Origin of the sequence: Aquimarina aquimarini (assembly GCF_900299535.1) — a bacterium.
Lineage (GTDB): Bacteria > Bacteroidota > Bacteroidia > Flavobacteriales > Flavobacteriaceae > Aquimarina > Aquimarina aquimarini.
In genome coordinates this window covers 15928-33943 of record NZ_OMKE01000037.1, presented here as the reverse complement: position 1 = coordinate 33943, position 18016 = coordinate 15928, and the positions used below count along the sequence as shown (strand labels likewise).

14 protein-coding genes and 1 tRNA gene are annotated in these 18016 nt (G+C 29.6%); 7 read left to right on the top strand and 8 right to left on the bottom strand.

Features of this window, described 5'->3' with window-relative positions; translation table 11 throughout:
* Positions 1–394 precede the first annotated feature (394 nt).
* The 4 genes from DG508_RS15580 to DG508_RS21055 all read right to left on the bottom strand — a co-directional run bounded on the left by DG508_RS15580 (position 395) and on the right by DG508_RS21055 (position 6631).
* Positions 395–862 (bottom strand): hypothetical protein, encoded by a 468-nt coding sequence (locus DG508_RS15580; protein WP_108869036.1) that lies wholly within the window; start codon positions 860–862, stop codon positions 395–397.
* Positions 862–2733: a tRNA uridine-5-carboxymethylaminomethyl(34) synthesis enzyme MnmG gene (mnmG, locus tag DG508_RS15575; RefSeq protein ID WP_108869035.1), complete on the bottom strand. Its 1872-nt coding sequence runs from the start codon at positions 2731–2733 to the stop codon at positions 862–864. Before mnmG ends, DG508_RS15580 begins: the two co-directional genes overlap by 1 nt.
* 108 nt (positions 2734–2841) lie before the next feature.
* Positions 2842–3261, bottom strand: coding sequence for an rRNA maturation RNase YbeY (gene ybeY, locus DG508_RS15570; RefSeq protein ID WP_108869034.1), 420 nt, complete (start codon positions 3259–3261; stop codon positions 2842–2844).
* The gene (locus DG508_RS21055) at positions 3254–6631 is read right to left on the bottom strand and encodes a DUF4175 family protein (protein WP_159090859.1); all 3378 of its coding nucleotides are present in this window, start codon (positions 6629–6631) and stop codon (positions 3254–3256) included. Before DG508_RS21055 ends, ybeY begins: the two co-directional genes overlap by 8 nt.
* Positions 6632–6926: 295 nt before the next feature.
* On the opposite strand from DG508_RS21055, the gene gltX reads away from it, so the two are divergent.
* The 3 genes from gltX to DG508_RS15550 all read left to right on the top strand — a co-directional run bounded on the left by gltX (position 6927) and on the right by DG508_RS15550 (position 10347).
* The gene (gene gltX, locus DG508_RS15560) at positions 6927–8438 is read left to right on the top strand and encodes a glutamate--tRNA ligase (RefSeq protein WP_108869033.1); all 1512 of its coding nucleotides are present in this window, start codon (positions 6927–6929) and stop codon (positions 8436–8438) included.
* A 167-nt stretch (positions 8439–8605) separates the two neighbouring features.
* Positions 8606–9550 (top strand): SPFH domain-containing protein, encoded by a 945-nt coding sequence (locus tag DG508_RS15555; protein WP_108869032.1) that lies wholly within the window; start codon positions 8606–8608, stop codon positions 9548–9550.
* Between the two features lie 287 nt (positions 9551–9837).
* Positions 9838–10347: a hypothetical protein gene (locus DG508_RS15550; protein WP_108869031.1), complete on the top strand. Its 510-nt coding sequence runs from the start codon at positions 9838–9840 to the stop codon at positions 10345–10347.
* A 61-nt stretch (positions 10348–10408) separates the two neighbouring features.
* Here DG508_RS15550 and DG508_RS15545 read toward each other — a convergent pair whose 3' ends face one another.
* On the bottom strand, positions 10409–12454 hold the full coding sequence (locus DG508_RS15545) for a glutamine--tRNA ligase/YqeY domain fusion protein (RefSeq protein ID WP_108869030.1): 2046 nt from the start codon (positions 12452–12454) through the stop codon (positions 10409–10411).
* Between the two features lie 153 nt (positions 12455–12607).
* Between DG508_RS15545 and folB the strand changes: the two genes are divergently transcribed.
* Both folB and DG508_RS15535 read left to right on the top strand, forming a co-directional pair.
* Entirely contained in the window at positions 12608–12964 is a 357-nt protein-coding gene (folB, locus tag DG508_RS15540; protein WP_108869047.1) for a dihydroneopterin aldolase, read from the top strand.
* A 95-nt stretch (positions 12965–13059) separates the two neighbouring features.
* Positions 13060–13130: transfer RNA gene (locus DG508_RS15535), tRNA-Cys, on the top strand.
* A gap of 36 nt (positions 13131–13166) precedes the next feature.
* Here the strand turns inward: DG508_RS15535 and DG508_RS15530 are convergent.
* From DG508_RS15530 to rnr, 3 genes are all read right to left on the bottom strand, one after another.
* Positions 13167–13862 carry a LysE family translocator gene (locus DG508_RS15530; protein ID WP_108869029.1) on the bottom strand — a complete coding sequence of 232 codons (696 nt, stop codon included), beginning with the start codon at positions 13860–13862 and terminating at the stop codon, positions 13167–13169.
* A gap of 38 nt (positions 13863–13900) precedes the next feature.
* Positions 13901–14575 (bottom strand): head GIN domain-containing protein, encoded by a 675-nt coding sequence (locus DG508_RS15525; protein ID WP_108869028.1) that lies wholly within the window; start codon positions 14573–14575, stop codon positions 13901–13903.
* 116 nt (positions 14576–14691) lie between these two features.
* Positions 14692–16890, bottom strand: a complete 2199-nt coding sequence (gene rnr, locus DG508_RS15520) for a ribonuclease R (protein WP_103865102.1) — start codon at positions 16888–16890, stop codon at positions 14692–14694.
* Positions 16891–17132: 242 nt separating this feature from the next.
* On the opposite strand from rnr, the gene DG508_RS15515 reads away from it, so the two are divergent.
* Together DG508_RS15515 and DG508_RS15510 are read left to right on the top strand one after the other, a co-directional pair.
* Positions 17133–17312: a hypothetical protein gene (locus DG508_RS15515; protein ID WP_108869027.1), complete on the top strand. Its 180-nt coding sequence runs from the start codon at positions 17133–17135 to the stop codon at positions 17310–17312.
* Positions 17313–17405: 93 nt separating this feature from the next.
* On the top strand, positions 17406–17645 hold the full coding sequence (locus DG508_RS15510; protein WP_108869026.1) for a hypothetical protein: 240 nt from the start codon (positions 17406–17408) through the stop codon (positions 17643–17645).
* The last annotated feature ends 371 nt before the right edge of the window (positions 17646–18016 follow it).

Sequence of the window (18016 nt, the reverse complement as noted above, 5' to 3'; positions counted from 1 at the left end):
GATTACATATTCATCAATTCAATAGTTTTAATTTTAGTAAGAAATGTATCAGAAATAGTTTTTTGATTCTAAAACTATTCTTGATACAGAGTTTCTCTTCAAACTGACGCTTTTTATAATATTGTTTCAAAACACAAAACAGATCGTATTATATATTTAACAAATACTATTTCAAATTTTCTTTATACAAGAAAGCAGATTTATAAAAAAGTATACTTGTTATTAATATTGTACTTATATTTTTTACTTGTTTTTATATATAGAAGTAATTTAAACTTATTCAATTGGTCAAAAAACAACTATTTTTCGCCAGAATCAAAAAAGTTTAAATCACTTTATAAACTCGAATTAGAATTGCTAAAAAACATTCACAAAAAAATGTTCCACGTGGAACTTATTCTTTTGATCCATCAAATACTTCCACTTCTAAAAGTTTTCCTAATTCAATTGCTTTTTCTGAAATGTAGTTATAATCATTATTGATACCCACTGTATCATATTTATTATCTGCAAAAAAACGAACAACCCATCTTTTGTGTCTACTATGTGTTCCAGATTCTCGATCTATACTCAAAAATGAAGCGTGAAATATTGAAATATAATCAGGAAATAACACTTCTAACTTAGATTCCCAAATTAACTTACCAAAAAGATATGTCTGGGTTTTATTATCAAAAACTTTTGTGATTTTATAAACTTGAGAATATCCCTTTAATAATATTACAACACAAAGTATATAAATAGCTCCAATCCAAAATGAGCCTATCATATAAACAAAAAGACCAATAGCAGAAACTATTAATATACTCCAATTTAATTCTGTATAAATAGCTTTAGAATTATCTATAACCACATATTCCATTACCTACCCATATAAACTAAAAGTACAGAAATATCACTAGGAGAAACTCCACTGATTCTTGATGCTTGAGAAATAGTTGCTGGTCTTATTTTTTCCATCTTCTCCTTCGCCTCAAAAGACAATGATTTTAATTTTGAATAATCAAAATCTTTAGGGATTTTCAAATCTTCTAATCTATTTAATTTATCAGCATTATTTTTTTCTTTTTCTATATATCCTGAATATTTAACTTGTATTTCTGTTTGTTCTAAAACCTCTTTATCTAAATCATGATCTTTTATATATTTTGAAACTTTCTCAAAATCTTTAATATCATCTAAAGTAATTTGAGGTCGTGAAAATATCTTAAACAATTTTCCACTTTGATTAATTGGTGAAGAATTGTTTTTTTCTAAAACAGGATTTATTTCTTGAGGTGTAATACTAGTGTCTCTAAAAAACTGAACAAAGGCAGATGCCTTTTTTTCTTTTTCCTGCATCCTTCTCATTCTCTCATCAGACGCTAAACCTATAACATGCGATTTAGGTGTCAACCTAAAATCTGCATTATCCTGTCTAAGTAACGTTCTATACTCTGCTCTAGAAGTAAACATTCGATATGGTTCTTCTGTTCCTTTGGTTATCAAATCATCAATTAACACCCCTATATAAGCTTCACTCCTTTTCAAAATAAAAGACTCTTCTTCTTTCACTTTTAATGCAGCATTAATTCCTGCCATTAGTCCTTGCGAAGCTGCTTCTTCATATCCAGTAGTTCCATTAATTTGTCCAGCAAAATATAATCCAGAAACTAATTTTGTTTCTAATGTGTGTGTTAATTGTGTTGGAGGAAAATAGTCATACTCTATTGCATATCCAGGTCTAAAAAATTTAACTTCTTCAAAACCTGCTACAGATCTTAACGCTTTGAATTGAACATCCTCTGGTAAAGATGTAGAAAACCCATTTACATATACTTCTACTGTATTCCATCCTTCTGGTTCTACAAAAAGTTGATGCCTATCCTTATCAGCGAATCTATTTATTTTATCTTCTATAGACGGACAATATCTTGGACCTATACTTTTTATTCTACCATTAAACATTGGTGATCTATCAAAACCTTCTCTCAACAAATCATGTACTTCTGTAGAAGTATATGTCATATAACAAGATCTCTGTTCTATCAAAGGTTTTGTTATATCAGAATAACTAAATTTTTCTGGATTCTCATCTCCTGGTTGTTCAATCATTTTAGAATAATCTAAAGATCTACCATCTACCCTTGGGGGTGTTCCCGTTTTCATTCTACCAGCCTCAAAACCCAAATCAATTAACTGTTCTGTTATTCCAGTAGCAGATTTTTCTCCTGCTCTACCTCCACCAAATTGTTTCTCTCCAATATGAATTAATCCATTTAAAAAAGTACCATTAGTCAACACAACAGATTTTCCTTTTATTTCAATTCCAAGAGAGGTTCGCACTCCTTTTACCGCTCCATTTTCTATAATAAGTCCGCTTACCATTTCTTGATAAAAATCAAGATTTGGAGTTTGCTCTAACATCAACCTCCATTCTTCTGCAAATCGCATTCGATCACTTTGCACTCTTGGACTCCACATTGCAGGTCCTTTTGACTTATTCAACATTTTAAATTGTATTGCGGTCTTATCACTTATAATACCACTATACCCTCCTAATGCATCAATCTCTCTTACTATTTGTCCTTTTGCTATTCCTCCCATAGCTGGATTACAACTCATCTGAGCTATGTTTTGTAGATTCATTGTAATCAACAACGTGCTACATCCTAAATTAGCTGCTGCGGCTGCCGCTTCACTTCCTGCATGACCTCCTCCTACTACTATAACATCGTATTCTATTCCAAACATAATTTTACTACTATTGTTCCACGTGGAACATGATTTTTTTAAATCTATTTTTTAATATTATCACAATGTTCCACGTGGAACATTGTGATAATATTATACACAAAACTACTATTGTTCCACGTGGAACAATAGTAGTTTTTCATCTTCCTTTGCTGTCATTACATCTTGTTCATCTTCTGTCTTATCCTTGTATCCACAAAAATGTAACACCCCATGAATCAAAACACGCTTCATTTCATCCTGCATAGATACATTAAACTTCTTTGCATTATCCTCTACTCTTTCTACGGAAATAAAAATATCTCCATTAAGCTGATTACCCACTTTATTGTCAAAACTAATGATGTCTGTATATGTATCATGTTGTAAGAATTCTTGATTTATCTTAAGTAAATATTCATCATTACATAGGATAAAATTGATCTCTCCTTCTGATTTATTTTCAGATAAAATAACTCTGCTTATCCAAGAAGATAATACATCACTGTTACTTAACTCGAAATCTGTTTCGTAAAAAAAATTAATCATTGTCTTTATTAAAATACTCTTGTACTTTCTGTTTATAATTTTGCCGCAAAGGTAGTGTTTGTCTGTTTAATATTTCTGTAGTATTAAAATATTGTTTAGCCTTGTTAAGTTGAAGTACACCATTATTATTAAATTGAAATTGATTTGTTTTACTTTCTCTTTTTTCATCTTCTCCTTGTTCAAAAGTAGCGTCTTCCATTTTAAGTAATTCATGTTTTAAATCCAACATTTTACTTAAAGTGTTATTATTAAAACCTTTATTTAATAGTTCTTCTTCTACCTCCTTCATCTTTTTTAATAGGTTTCCACCTTGTTTATTTCCTATTCCTTCTTTTTTAATTTTGTCTTCAAGAGCATTTCTTAATTGTTGCTGTTGCTTATATATTTCATACAGTTCACCATTCATTTCTTCTTTTTGCATTTGAGATTCACCCTCCCCATTTTGACCTTCTCCTCCTTCTTTACCATCCTTTCCTTTTCCTTTTTTATCACCTTTCTTATTTCCATTCTTCCCTTCTCCTTCTTTACCTTTATCACCACTTTTCTTACCTTCTTTTTCACCTTCTTTCTTTCCTTTTTCTGTTCCTTCTCCCATCTTTTTATTAAGCTCTTCCTGCTTCTTGATAATATCTGGTAACTGAAAATCCTTACCCCCACTTTTACCTTTACTTCCTGAAGCGGACATACTGTTTTGCATCTGATCCAATGTTCTACTTAATAAATAAGCAAGATCATTTGATCCAGTAATTGTATATTGCTGATTGGCGGTACCATGTATAATTTGATTCTCTGCAAATGACTCCAAAGATTTATCGATATTAAATTCAATATCGGTTAATTTCTTTGTTACTATCTCAGTAATCTGTGGTGTTCTTAATGCTAATGCATATAAACTATCATCGATATGTATAAAGTTTTCTCTAAGTATACTTTGCTTTTTAAGTCTTGTCGAATATGCTGGACTATTCATGTCTATCTTTTTGAATTTCTTCATCAGCCCTTCTTGTTCTATAGAGAAATCAACAAGGTTATCCAGAATTTGTCTTAGCATTTGCATATCCTCTTGCTGCTGTTCTTCACCAGACATATTCATTTGCATTTTCATTCCTTTGCTCATTTGTTTCATTTTCTGAGCGGCACTTTTTTGGTTTTTCTTTGCTTCTGAATTCTTTTTTTTATCTAAATTATCACTTGCATTTTCTTGTTCTTGTTTTATAGCATTTTCATCCTCCTTCTTTTGATCCATAGACATAGGCTTCTTTAATTCCTTATTGTCTTTTTTAAGATCCTCCATTTCCTTTTGAAAATTTTCAAACTCTTTGTTTAATTTATCCTGTTCTTCTTTTGTGTTTTCTTCATCACTTTTATTAGATAATTCTTCTTGCTTCTTGGATAATTCTTCTAACTCATTTGATAATTTTTCGTGTTTCTCTATTACATAATACCTTTTGGTGAGTTCTAATAATTGTTCCAGATTCTTCTTTAAATTTTTATTTTCCTTTCCTAATTCTTCAAGCTTCTTGGTCAATTTCTCCTTATCAATCTTCTCTGCCAAACGCTCAATTTCTTTTAAAAGCTCTTCATTCTTTTTTAGCTTATTCTCGTTTCTTTCTAATCTTTCTTTTAATGCATTCTTAAAAGGCTCTTCATTTTTTTTATCAAATTGATCTAAATTTTCCTTTAGTTGTTTAGAAAAATTCTGCATCATTTTTTCCTGTTTCTTCTGTCTATTTAAAAAATCCTGAAGTTTCTTTTTATCATTATAGTCCAAGTTTTTCTTTTCTTTTTGTAGTTTACTTAAACTTTTCAATTCTGCTTCCTGCTTCTTAAATTTACTTATTGATTTATTTAAACCAGATATTGTTTCGCTTTGTTTTTCTAGTAACTTATTATCCTTTTCTTCTTTGGTTAATTGTCTAAAATTAAAAATTTGACTTTTTGTTTTCTTATAATTATGCAACACATCATTATCAAAAACCTCAAAATAAAATTCATAATTACCTCCTTCTTTTAAATCTAAATCTCCAGGAAATGAATAAATAAATTCATCAAATTCTGATGTGTTTATGTCTATATTTCTAAATTTTACTTCTGATAAATTATCAGTATCATAATAAGCAAGTCTTAATTTACTTAACCCATAATCATCACTAACTCTTCCAAAAAAATATATGGTTTGATTGTCTATAGAGTCAATCTTTGATTTTAAATTTAATTCAGGATATTGATCCTTTATCACATTAAGATTAAAAGATAAATTGTCATAATTTTTCACCCTCTGATTAGAGGTCGTTATCTCATAATCTAAATCTGAAAACACCCTCCTATCATATGAAAAATTATCACCGTTATCTTGTAAAGAAATGATTGAATCACTAGTTTTTAATTCTACCTTATTGGTGTTTCTAGTATAGACAATCCAATCAATTTTTGTGCCCTCTGGTATGGTTGCATTTCCTGAACTTTTAATTACAACATCTTTCTTTTTAGTATAGGAAGGATAATCAAGTTTCATTTCAAAATTCAATAAAGCTGGAACAGAAACTATAGATAACATTCGTGGAACAGAATTAATACCATTGGCATTCAAAACAAATTCTACAGATTGCTTAGGTTGAACAAAAGTATATTCAAACTCTCCCACACCAACATTTTGTAAAAAATATACTTCCTCATTATATTTGATTGTTGCATTATCAGGAATTATATCTCCTGCTAATTTTACTTTGAGTACAAAGTCTTTATTTTCTATTGCATTAAGGTCTTTATTAACAATATAAAACTGAAAAGGTGCAGGTGGTTCATAAGCGACCTCATAATTTACTACTCTTTTATAACTATCTGAAATCCAACTAGTTTTATTAAAAACAGCTAATAACATTAAAATTATAACCGGAATCGCCGCATATTTCAAATATGTGCTGTTTTTATTGAAATTAATGGCTAATTTGAAAGGAATCGGTTTGAGTTCACTTGATTTCTGTTCTATACTTGCCAATAATAAATCAGATGAAGAAGTATCATTACTCAACTGTAAAAGATTTAATAATTTATCATTTACTTCCTGAAAATGACTACCAATAATATCTGAAGCTTTCTCATAATTTATTCCTTTGGCTAGTTTAAATAGCTTTGCGATTGGTATAATTATAAATTTAATAAATAAGCCTAACTCAACTACTATAAACAACCAGAATAGAATTGTTCTTCCTATTCTACTCAGCCACAAGAAATTCTCTATCAACAAGGTTGCTAAAAAATAAAGTACTCCTATCGCAAAGAATAGTATAACTCCTTTTATTAATTCGTTTATATAATATTTTCTGATAAACTGTTCTAGCTTGTTTTTTATGAACTCAAAATTTTCCATATATCAAGTCTTCCTTTTTCATTAACCTCTAAATCTACAATTTTATTTGCAATGCGATTGTTATATTTATGATAATTCAAACCTCTATCCTACACGTTTTTACTTTACTTAAGTGCAATTAAATTTATACAATCTTATTTTATATGCTATAAACAATGTTTCACGTGAAAAAAATCTATCTCATTCTACCAACAAATTTTAGTATATCCTAGTAATTCATTTTAATAGCATTATTAAGATTGTATCTTTGCTACTTATTGACAAAACCTCAAGAAAAGTTTTAAAAAAAATAATCATGGCGAAAGATATTAGGGTACGATTTGCTCCTAGTCCAACCGGACCCTTACATATAGGGGGTGTAAGAACTGCATTGTTTAATTACCTTTTTGCAAAAAAAAACAATGGAACTTTTGTATTAAGAATAGAAGATACTGATCAAAACAGATATGTTCCTGGAGCAGAAGAATATGTTACGAATTCTTTAAACTGGTGTTCAATACCCTTTGACGAAGGACCTGGTAAAAATGAAAAATATGGCCCTTATAGACAAAGTGAGCGTAAGCATTTATATAAACAATATGCTTATCAATTAATAAAAGATGGGTTTGCTTATTATGCATTTGATACTTCTGAAGCTTTAGATACCCATAGAAAAGATCATGAAGCCAATGGAAAAACATTTATTTATAATTGGCACAACAGAGAAAAACTTACTAATTCTCTTTCTCTTTCTCAAGAAGAAGTTACTAAAAGATTAGATTCTGGAGTACCATTTGTTATACGTTTTAAATCTCCTCAAGATGAAACATTGCATTTAAATGATGAAATACGAGGTGATATAAAAATTGATACTAATACTCTAGATGACAAAATCTTATTTAAAAGCGATGGTATGCCTACCTATCATCTAGCAAATATTGTAGATGATCATTTAATGAAAATCACCCATGTAATCCGAGGTGAAGAATGGTTACCATCTATGGCATTACATGTATTATTATATCAAGCTTTTGATTGGGAAGCTCCTTCTTTTGCTCACCTACCTTTAATACTAAAACCTGTTGGTAAAGGTAAATTAGGTAAAAGAGATGGTATCAAAGGAGGTTTTCCTGTGTTCCCACTACAATGGACGGATCCTAAAACCAATGAAGTTGCATCTGGGTATAAAGAAGATGGATATCTTTCTGAAGCAGTTATCAACATGTTAGCTTTTCTAGGTTGGAATCCAGGAACCGAACAAGAATTATTTTCTCTTGAAGAACTAATTGCAGAATTTGATCTAAAACGTGTTAATAAAGCTGGAGCTAAATTTGATCCTGAAAAAACAAAATGGTTTCAACAACAACATTTACAGAGATTGAATACTGAAATATTATCTGAACAGTTTAAAAAAATACTATCAGAAAAAAGTATTTCTACATCCTTAGACATACCTACTATTATAAATACTGTAAAAGAACGTGCAATTTTTACCAATGATCTTTGGGATCTGAGTAATTTTTACTTTGTCTCCCCTACTCAATATGATGAAAAATCAGTAAAAAAAGCATGGAAAGAAGATACACCAGAATTGATGCATGAGCTAACAAGGATATTAAATGATATCAATGATTTCTCTGAAAACAACGTTTCAACAATTGTAAAAGGCTGGATAAAAGGTAAAGAAATAGGTTTTGGCAAAATAATGATGCCATTACGCATTGCACTAGTTGGCTCCTTACAAGGTCCCGATTTATTTCAAATTGCATCTATGATTGGTAAAAAAGAAACTATACAAAGAATAGAAAATGCAATAGAGATTAATTAAAAAATTCATTTTTATATTACTAAAGCATCTTTGTTTATAATAGTGTAACAAAGATGCTTTTTTAATTTTGTAACATACTACTTAAAAACAATACTAATTAGGTAACAATCCTAGCACAACATACATTAATAATTTATTAGTAAATTCATAACTCTAAATACAAAACAATGAGTATATATATTATTCCAATAGTAATTTTCGGGTTTATCATTTTGTTTTCAGGTATATTCACCGTTAAACAACAAACTTCTGTCATAGTAGAACGTTTTGGTAAGTTTTTAAGCATCAGAAACTCAGGCCTACATTTTAAAATTCCAGTATTCGATCGTATTGCTGGTCGTATAAATTTAAAAATTCAACAACTTGATGTTTTAGTAGAAACCAAAACCAAAGATGATGTATTTGTTCGTCTTAAAATATCAGTACAATTTCAGGTTATCAAAGAAAAAGTGTACGATGCTTTTTACAAATTAGAAAATCCTCATGATCAAATTACATCTTATGTATTTGATGTAGTACGTGCAGAAGTACCAAAAATGAAATTAGATGATGTTTTTGAGCGTAAAGATGATATCGCTATTGCAGTAAAACAAGAACTTAACGAGGCGATGATAAATTATGGGTATGATATTATCAAAACATTAGTAACAGATATTGATCCTGATTTACAGGTAAAAGAAGCCATGAACCGTATAAACGCTGCCGAAAGAGAAAAAGTAGCTGCAGAATATGAGGCAGAAGCTGAAAGAATTAAAATCGTAGCCAAAGCCCGTGCAGAAGCAGAGAGTAAAAGATTACAAGGACAAGGTATTGCAGATCAACGTAGAGAAATTGCCAGAGGTCTAGAAGAAAGTGTAGATGTTTTAAACAACGTTGGTATCAATTCGCAAGAAGCTTCTGCCCTAATTGTTGTAACACAACATTATGATACCTTGCAATCAATAGGTGAAGAAACAAACAGTAATCTTATTTTACTTCCAAATTCTCCACAAGCAGGAAGTGATATGTTAAATAATATGATTGCATCTTTTACAGCATCCAATCAAATCGGTGAAGAAATGAAAAGGCAAAATGCAAAAAAAGGAATTAGGAAAAAATCAGATAATGACTAATTGATATAATTTTATTCAAAAAATGCCAGCAAAGTTTTGCTGGCATTTTTTGTTCCACGTGATTTTCATGAACTGATGGAAATAAAATTCCTTTTTTTGAAAAAACTAAATATTAAATATCTTATTGGATCTTTTAAAAAATTACTATATAATCATATTATCTTTTTTTTAAAACCTCTTAAAACTCTTTATATCGATCCATTTTTAATAATTAAAAACAATAAAAAAAAATAAATTATAAATAAATCTTATGGTTTAAAAATTAGTTATCTTTATAAAAAAATAGCATGAAAAACTTTCTTTTTTTTCTTCTTCTCACTACAGGAACAATTTTTGGTCAAAATATAGAAACCCTAAAAGAATTTGCAATACGAGATGCAAAAGCAACTTCTCAAGCTTCGATCAATAGAAATATAAATACTATTCTGAAATATACTCATCCTGAAATTTCTAAAGCTTATGGAGAAAAACAACTAAAAGATACAATGGATGAAATTTTCCGAACAATGGATGCTCAAAAAATTAAAATCATCAGTTCTGAAATTGACGAAATAACAGATATAAAAAAAGAAAAAAAAGAATATCGTTGCTTGGTAAAAAATACTGTAAAAATGGATTTCAATGGGAGATTTATAACTCTTAAAAGTTCTTTATTTGGTTTTTATAATAAAAAGAAATCTCAATGGTATTTTGTAGAATCCAATAAATTACTTGATGATCCACAAACAAAAGAGCTTTTTCCAAATTTCAAAACTGATATAGAAATACCTCAAGATGAGCATATAGCAGATAATTAAACAAATTATATATTGGTACAAATAAAAAGGGAAGTTATAATAACTTCCCTTTTTATTTTGATCATATCCCATATTTGGAGGCAATTTTCTTTGCTTCCAATTCTAATAATTCGTTTTTATCATCTACTGCTTTGTTAATAAAATCTATTGCTGGTTCATCGGGTTGTAATCCTTTGTTTTCAAGAATTACATCTAGCGCAATTACAGTAGCAATTCTAGTTCCTACTTTTTTTACAGCAGTAGTATATAGAGGAATTAATTCCTCTATCTCTACTAATAAAGCAGCTTCTTGAATTCTCTTTTTAAGTACTTCTCTTTTGCTATCTGGTACATTCGTATACTTTTTCCCAGCTTTCTTTATTTCTTCTATTGCAGGTACTTTATTTTGCTGTTTATGGGGTTGCTTTTGCGTAGTACTCTTTTGAGTATTCTCAGGTTTCACTTTTGCCCAGGTATCACGCAAGCCAACTGTTTTATTAAATACTAATGCTTCTGATGTGCTATCTGTATCTACATTAAAGTATCCTAATCTCTGAAATTGAAATTGATCTAAATGATTTGCTTTTACAAGACATGGTTCTACATAACCTGTAATCACCTTAAGAGAATCAGGGTTTATAAACTGCATATAGTCTTTATCTTTATGACCATCTGGTGCTTCATCTATAAACAATCGATCATAAATTCTAATCTCTGCAGGAACCGCATGTGTAATAGATACCCAATGCAAGGTACCTTTTACATTACGTTTTGATTCATCTGTACCACTACCCGACTTACTCTTTGGGTCATAAGTACAATGAATCTCCGTAATATTTCCTGCTGCATCTTTTATTACATTCTCACCTTTGATAATATATGCATTTTTTAAACGCACTTCTTTACCTAGAGTTAATCTAAAGAATTTTTTACCAGCTTCTTCTTTAAAATCTTCTCTTTCTATATATAATTCTCCAGAAAAGGGTACTTTTCTAGAACCTGCATTCTCATCCTCAGGATTATTCTCAGCCTCTAACCATTCTTCTTCTCCTTCAGGATAATTGGTGATAACTAATTTTACGGGATCCAAAACAGCCATTACTCTAGATGCTTTTTTATTAAGATCTTCCCGTACACAAAATTCTAGTAGCGATACATCAATAACATTTTCTCGCTTTGCTACTCCTACAGTTTCAACAAATTTACGAATTGATGTAGGTGTATATCCTCGTCTTCTCAAAGCAGAAATGGTAGGCATTCTAGGATCATTCCACCCAGATACAATACCCTCTTCTACCAATTTGAGTAATTTGCGTTTACTCATGATGGTATAACTAAGATTAAGGCGGGCAAATTCTCTTTGCTTTGGTCTAATATTATCAGTATATATTTGATCCAAAAACCAATCATATAGTTTTCTGTGTGGCTTAAATTCTAAAGAACAAAGCGAATGTGAGATATTTTCTATATAATCACTCTCACCATGTGTCCAATCATACATTGGATAAATACACCAGTCATTTCCTGTTCTGTGATGTGTTTTTTTAAGAATTCTATACATAAGTGGGTCACGCATCAACATATTGGGATCTGCCATATCTATTTTGGCTCTCACCACATGCTCACCCTCATTAAACTCACCATCTTTCATTCTCATAAAAAGATCTAAATTCTCCTCAACAGAACGATCTCTATATGGGCTATTTGTTCCTGGTTCTGTTGTAGTTCCTTTTTGTAAAGCTATGGTATCTGCAGATTGTGAATCTACATATGCTTTATCCTCTTTTATCAATTGAACAGTCCAATCATATAACTGTTGAAAATAATCAGAAGAATAACATTCTCTATCCCATTGATATCCCAACCACGCAATATCTTCTTTTATTGCATCTACATATTCTTGTTCTTCTTTGGCAGGGTTTGTATCATCAAAACGTAGATTTACTGGTGCATTGTACCTAAGTCCAAGCCCAAAACTTATACCTATTGCCTTTGTATGCCCTATATGTAAATATCCATTTGGTTCTGGAGGAAAACGAAAACGTAAATTATTGGTATTCACACCTGCTTTCAGGTCTTCCTCGATAATGTGCTCTATAAAATTAAGCGGTTTTTTTTCTTCTGACATTTTAAAATCTAATAATACACAAAATTACAAATTCTAATGGTGCATAACTATCTTATAAAAGTCTTTAATTTTATTTATCACCTAATACTATATAAAATAGGGTTTCTTCAGATTTTATTAACAAAGATTATTTCTACATTTGTAAAAAAAATTGTGGGAATCATAAAATTAAAAAATATCAAGGTCTATGCATATCATGGATGCCTTGTAGAGGAAAAAAAAATAGGATCTGATTATAGAGTAGATCTCAAAATAAAGGCTGATTTATCAAAATCAGCAGTTTCTGATAAATTGGCTGAAACTGTTGATTACGTTCATCTTAATCATATTGTAAAAGAAGAAATGGCTATTCGTTCTAAATTATTAGAACATGCTGCAGAGCGAATTTTAGTCAGAATATTAGACGAAATACCATTGGTTGATAAAGCGGTTGTAAATGTTTCTAAAATTAACCCCCCTATTGGTGGAAATGTAGAAATGGTAACGATCACAAGGAGCAAAAAAAGGTAGTTTTTTACTATTAAAATTATAAGTTTTTTATTTTAATGTAAAATCATTAAAAAAGTAACTATAATTTTTTTACATTTGCGTTCCAATTGAAATTGGGTGTCGTGGCCGAGTGGCTAGGCAGTGGTCTGCAACACCATCTACAGCGGTTCGAATCCGCTCGACACCTCAAGAAAAAATCCTGTACAAATTGTACAGGATTTTTTTATTTGAATCTAGATTCTGGAGTTATTTTTTCAATCTCATCCTGTATTCGTTTTTCCATCGTGTCTGGTAAAACTCCTTTTAATATTAAGAAAATACCGAATACGATCATAACAATACTGATAACCCTTTTGATGATATACGTTCTTTTTGGTGTTAATTTTCTTTTTAATCTTTTTGCTAATAGCATTTTAATGAGATCAATAAAGAGATATGTACCCAAAACCATCATAAAAAAATAAATAATCCTATTGGTGTTCATATCCAATTGTGGTCCTATAACTATTATAATACTAAGCCAAAAACCTAAAACGCCAATATTTATAAAATTGAGTAAAAATCCTTTTATAAACAACATTATATAATTTTGTTTATTAATGATCTCTACAGAGGTATCTCTAACTTTATTATAATTTTTTCTTTCCTGAATAAAAGAAATTATACCATATGTTGATAGTAAAACTCCACCAAAAATGAATAATGCGGGATCATCTTTTATTTTCTCTAAAATTTGATTGGTACTGAAATAAGCGATAAGTATAAATACAATATCTGCGAAGATTACACCAAGGTCTACTGCCAAGGCGGCTCTAAATCCTTTGATCGCCGCTGTTTCCAGAAGTACAAAAAAAACAGGCCCTATTAAAAAAGCCAATAAAAAACCCAATGGTATAGCTGCCTGAGCATCTTGAAACATAATCTCTAAGCGTATTTGCTACAAAGTTAAAAAACTAACTAGTTAACTTCAATAATTTTCCCTCCTAAAAACTTTTGTGTATCCATTTCTTTTGGATTTCCATATATTCTCACTGTTCCACCAGCTGCAGTATTAGCTTTTACATAGGTACTTGCATTAATACTTGCTCTTCCTCCTGCACTAATACTTACTACCGTATTTTCAGTTTTTAAGTCTTTGGCCATAAATTGCCCACCTGCTTTTACAATTACCTCTTGTTCTCTTACGGTACCTTTTAAAATTAATTCTCCACCAGTTACAGCTTTAACATATAATTCATCTGCATTTATAGTGGCAATTATACTGGCTCCTTCTTGTGCTCTCAAATCAAGCTCATCTGATTCTATACGCTCTTTAGATTTTACTTTTGCGCCCTCATTAACATCTATTTTTGAAATATCTGTGTAATAGACAACTACTTTGGTATTATCATTATCCCATAGATTATTTAAAGACATTTTTATTTTTAATACTTCGTTTTTGGTAACAATATCAATATCCTTGCGATTCACACCAGAAACAACAACTTTATTATCATCACTTTTGATTAATAAAACTTCTACTTTATCAAATACTTTTAATTCGCTAAAATCACTAATGTTTTTTGTAATTATATCTTGTGCTTGTATTGTTATTGCACATAAAAATGCTAAAAGAACTGTTATTTTTTTCATTGCCTTACATTTAAGATTTAATTTGTTTTACATCTACAAGAATCTCTTGTTAATTCTTTTATAATTAAGAATTAACAAGAGATATGTATCATATAAATAGAATAAAAATTATTCTTCTATTCTATATCTTCTATAGTATCTAATAAGGTAAAATCGAGATGGCGTTTTATGAGATCTGCATTTTTAACCTTTACATATACCTGATCTCCTAATTGATATACTTTTTTGGTTCGCTCGCCAATAATTGCATATTCATCCTGATCAAAAATGTAATGATCATCATTCATATCCTTGAGTCTGATCATTCCTTCGCACTTATTATCAATGATTTCTACATAAATTCCCCACTCTGTAACTCCAGAAATCACTCCTAAAAATTGCTCATCTTCATGATCCTTCATAAATTTTATTTGCATAAACTTTATAGAATCACGTTCTGCACTAGCAGCAAGGTTTTCCATACTACTACTATGATTACATCTTTCTTCATATTCATCTTCTGCAACCGATTTTCCTTTATCCAGATAATGTTGTAGCAAACGATGTGCCATAACATCAGGATATCTACGTATAGGAGATGTAAAATGAGAATAATAATCAAATGCTAAGCCATAATGACCAATATTATGTGTTGTATACTCAGCTTTACTCATACTGCGTATTGCTAATGTATCTACAAGATTCTGTTCTTTTTTACCTTGAACATCTTTTAATAATCCATTTAATGATTTGGTAGTTGTTTTTTTATCTTTCAAATCTAACTTATATCCAAATCGTCCTATAATATTTTGTAATGCTGCTAATTTTTCATCATTAGGTTCATCATGTACCCTATATATAAATGTTTTCTTAGGATTTTGTTTTCCTATGAATTCTGCGACCTTTTTATTTGCTAGTAACATAAACTCTTCTATAAGCTTATTAGCGTCCTTAGAAGTCTTAAAAAAGACTCCTACGGGTTCATTCTCTTGATTCAGATTAAACTTTACTTCTACCTTATCAAAAGAGATTGCCCCCTCACCCATTCTTTTGGTTCGCATAATTTTTGCAAGCTCATCTAGTTTAAGTACCGCATCTGCAATATTTTGATCTGCATTGTATGCTTTTCCAGTAAGAGAAATTTCTGCAGGAATACTATTTTCTCTAGTTTCTATAATATGTTGAGCTTCTTCATAAGCAAATCGTGCATCAGAATAAGTTACTGTTCTACCAAACCATTGATTTTTTATTTCTGCTTTATCATTGATTTCAAAAACAGCAGAAAATGTATATTTTTCTTCATTCGGGCGTAATGAGCAAGCATTATTAGATAATACTTCTGGTAACATAGGTACAACTCTATCAACAAGATATACCGAGGTAGCTCTTTCATATGCTTCATCATCAAGAATAGTTCCTGGAGTAACATAATGTGATACATCTGCTATATGAATTCCTATTTCATAATTACCATTTTCTAAGGTCTGAAATGACAATGCATCATCAAAATCCTTTGCATCTTTTGGATCAATTGTAAAGGTAAGAGTCTTTCTCATATCTCTACGATTCTTGATCTCAGATTCTTGAATTGATGTATCTAATTTATTTGCATATTCTTCTACTGCTTCTGGGAATTCATATGGTAATCCGTATTGAGCCAAAATAGAATGAATCTCTGTATTATGTTCTCCTGGTTTACCTAAAACCTTAATAACTTTTCCAAAAGGGGAATCTGCTTTATCTGGCCAATCCTCAAGTCCTACTAAGACTTTATCACCATCTTCTGCATTAGCTATCTTATTTTTAGGGATAAAAATATCTGTATACATTTTGTTGTCTTGTACAGTAACAAAACCATATTTCTTTTGAATATCTATAACACCAACAAATTCATTTCTTTTACGCGAAATTATCTTAGAAATCTCACCTTCACTTTTTCCTCTCCTCTTTCTTCTATAAATATATACCTCTACTTCATCACCATGTAAAGCCTTGTTTAAGTTGTTACTAGGTATAAAAATATCATCTTCAAGATCTTCTACAATAACGTACCCAGTTCCTTTTGATGTAATTTCTATAACTCCTGTATATGTATTAATATTAGGTATAATTTTAAATTTTCCTCTTTCTATCTCCTCAATTTGTTTTTTTGCTGCTAGTTGTGATAATTTCTTTATCACTTGATTTCTACTACTCGCATCATCCACTCCTAGTTTTGAAGCTATTTGTTTATAATTAAAACTTTTACTGGATTCGGATTTGAGTATTCTGAGTATTTCCTGGGTAATATTCTCTATTTTGGTTGACTTCTTTCTTCTTCTACTCTTTCTTTTCATTAATATCTATTCTATATAATTTATGATAAAAGTACAGTTTATCTTTTAACATCAGTAATTTTAAGTTTAAACTTTTATTAAGCATTAGACGATATACATGTTATAACGTTAAAATAATTATATACTTATTAATCAATATTTTATATTTAAAAAAACTAGTTTATATGTTATTTTTTCTTAAAATTTACTTAATTTTAGTACACTAGGACTACTTTTTATTCGTTTGATCATATGACTTATCTATGACTAGAATCAAAAAAATACATAAAATAATACTACTATTCGTATTCATATTTCTACTGGGTATTTATTCTTTTACATTGTATATTAATAATACAATAGATCATAAAAAAGAATCTATAGAAGAGTCAGAAATAAATACTTCTACCAAAATTGATCGAGAAGCAAGTCAAATTAATTAATCATTCAATGTTTATTAAGAACCACAAAATTAACCTAATATTAGGCTTATTTTGTATCTTGTAGAAGGACAACAATAAGTAAGTTTATATAGAATGAAAAATTTCATTACCATAACAACATATACATATCCTTTTGAATATGCAATCCTAAAACTTCTTCTTGATCAAGAAGGAATTTCTTATTTTTTTGAAAACGAAACTATGATCGGTGTTTTTCCCTTCTACTCAAACGCATTGGGAGGAATCAATCTAAAAGTTCATCAAAAGGATAAAAACAAAGTACTTCAAATTATAAATGATCTAGATACCAATTCTCATCTTAGAATTGTCTAAACTTCTATTTCAATTCATTTCTCATTTCATACAGTTTTCAACACTTATAATATATATCTTTTTCTTTTTTTAAAATTTAAAATAAATAATAATGATTATTATGTAGTGTGAATAACGGTATAACTTTTTTGAAATTTATTTGTTTTTTTAGTTAGATTGAATTTTCACAAGACTATCAACAAGATATTAATGATATAATCACTTGATAATCTATATGAAATGAAATTTAATTAACAATTGTTAATAGGTAATAAACACATTATATTTTTGATATTATTGCTATAAAATGATAGTTCATAACGTAAATTTAATGTTGGAAAACTTAACCAAAAAAAGTGGAGTTATAATTTTGATTATTGCTTCTTACCATT

What these genes read in the sequence shown, in the direction of transcription:
- DG508_RS15515 (WP_108869027.1), top strand. Translation starts at nt 17,133, where the DNA reads ATGACTAGAATCAAAAAAATACATAAAATAATACTACTATTCGTATTC.
- gltX (WP_108869033.1), top strand. Translation starts at nt 6,927, where the DNA reads ATGGCGAAAGATATTAGGGTACGATTTGCTCCTAGTCCAACCGGACCC.
- mnmG (WP_108869035.1), bottom strand. Translation starts at nt 2,733, where the DNA reads ATGTTTGGAATAGAATACGATGTTATAGTAGTAGGAGGAGGTCATGCA.
- DG508_RS15550 (WP_108869031.1), top strand. Translation starts at nt 9,838, where the DNA reads ATGAAAAACTTTCTTTTTTTTCTTCTTCTCACTACAGGAACAATTTTT.
- DG508_RS15545 (WP_108869030.1), bottom strand. Translation starts at nt 12,454, where the DNA reads ATGTCAGAAGAAAAAAAACCGCTTAATTTTATAGAGCACATTATCGAG.
- DG508_RS15555 (WP_108869032.1), top strand. Translation starts at nt 8,606, where the DNA reads ATGAGTATATATATTATTCCAATAGTAATTTTCGGGTTTATCATTTTG.
- DG508_RS15510 (WP_108869026.1), top strand. Translation starts at nt 17,406, where the DNA reads ATGAAAAATTTCATTACCATAACAACATATACATATCCTTTTGAATAT.
- rnr (WP_103865102.1), bottom strand. Translation starts at nt 16,890, where the DNA reads ATGAAAAGAAAGAGTAGAAGAAGAAAGAAGTCAACCAAAATAGAGAAT.
- DG508_RS15580 (WP_108869036.1), bottom strand. Translation starts at nt 862, where the DNA reads ATGGAATATGTGGTTATAGATAATTCTAAAGCTATTTATACAGAATTA.
- DG508_RS15530 (WP_108869029.1), bottom strand. Translation starts at nt 13,862, where the DNA reads ATGTTTCAAGATGCTCAGGCAGCTATACCATTGGGTTTTTTATTGGCT.
- DG508_RS21055 (WP_159090859.1), bottom strand. Translation starts at nt 6,631, where the DNA reads ATGGAAAATTTTGAGTTCATAAAAAACAAGCTAGAACAGTTTATCAGA.
- DG508_RS15525 (WP_108869028.1), bottom strand. Translation starts at nt 14,575, where the DNA reads ATGAAAAAAATAACAGTTCTTTTAGCATTTTTATGTGCAATAACAATA.
- ybeY (WP_108869034.1), bottom strand. Translation starts at nt 3,261, where the DNA reads ATGATTAATTTTTTTTACGAAACAGATTTCGAGTTAAGTAACAGTGAT.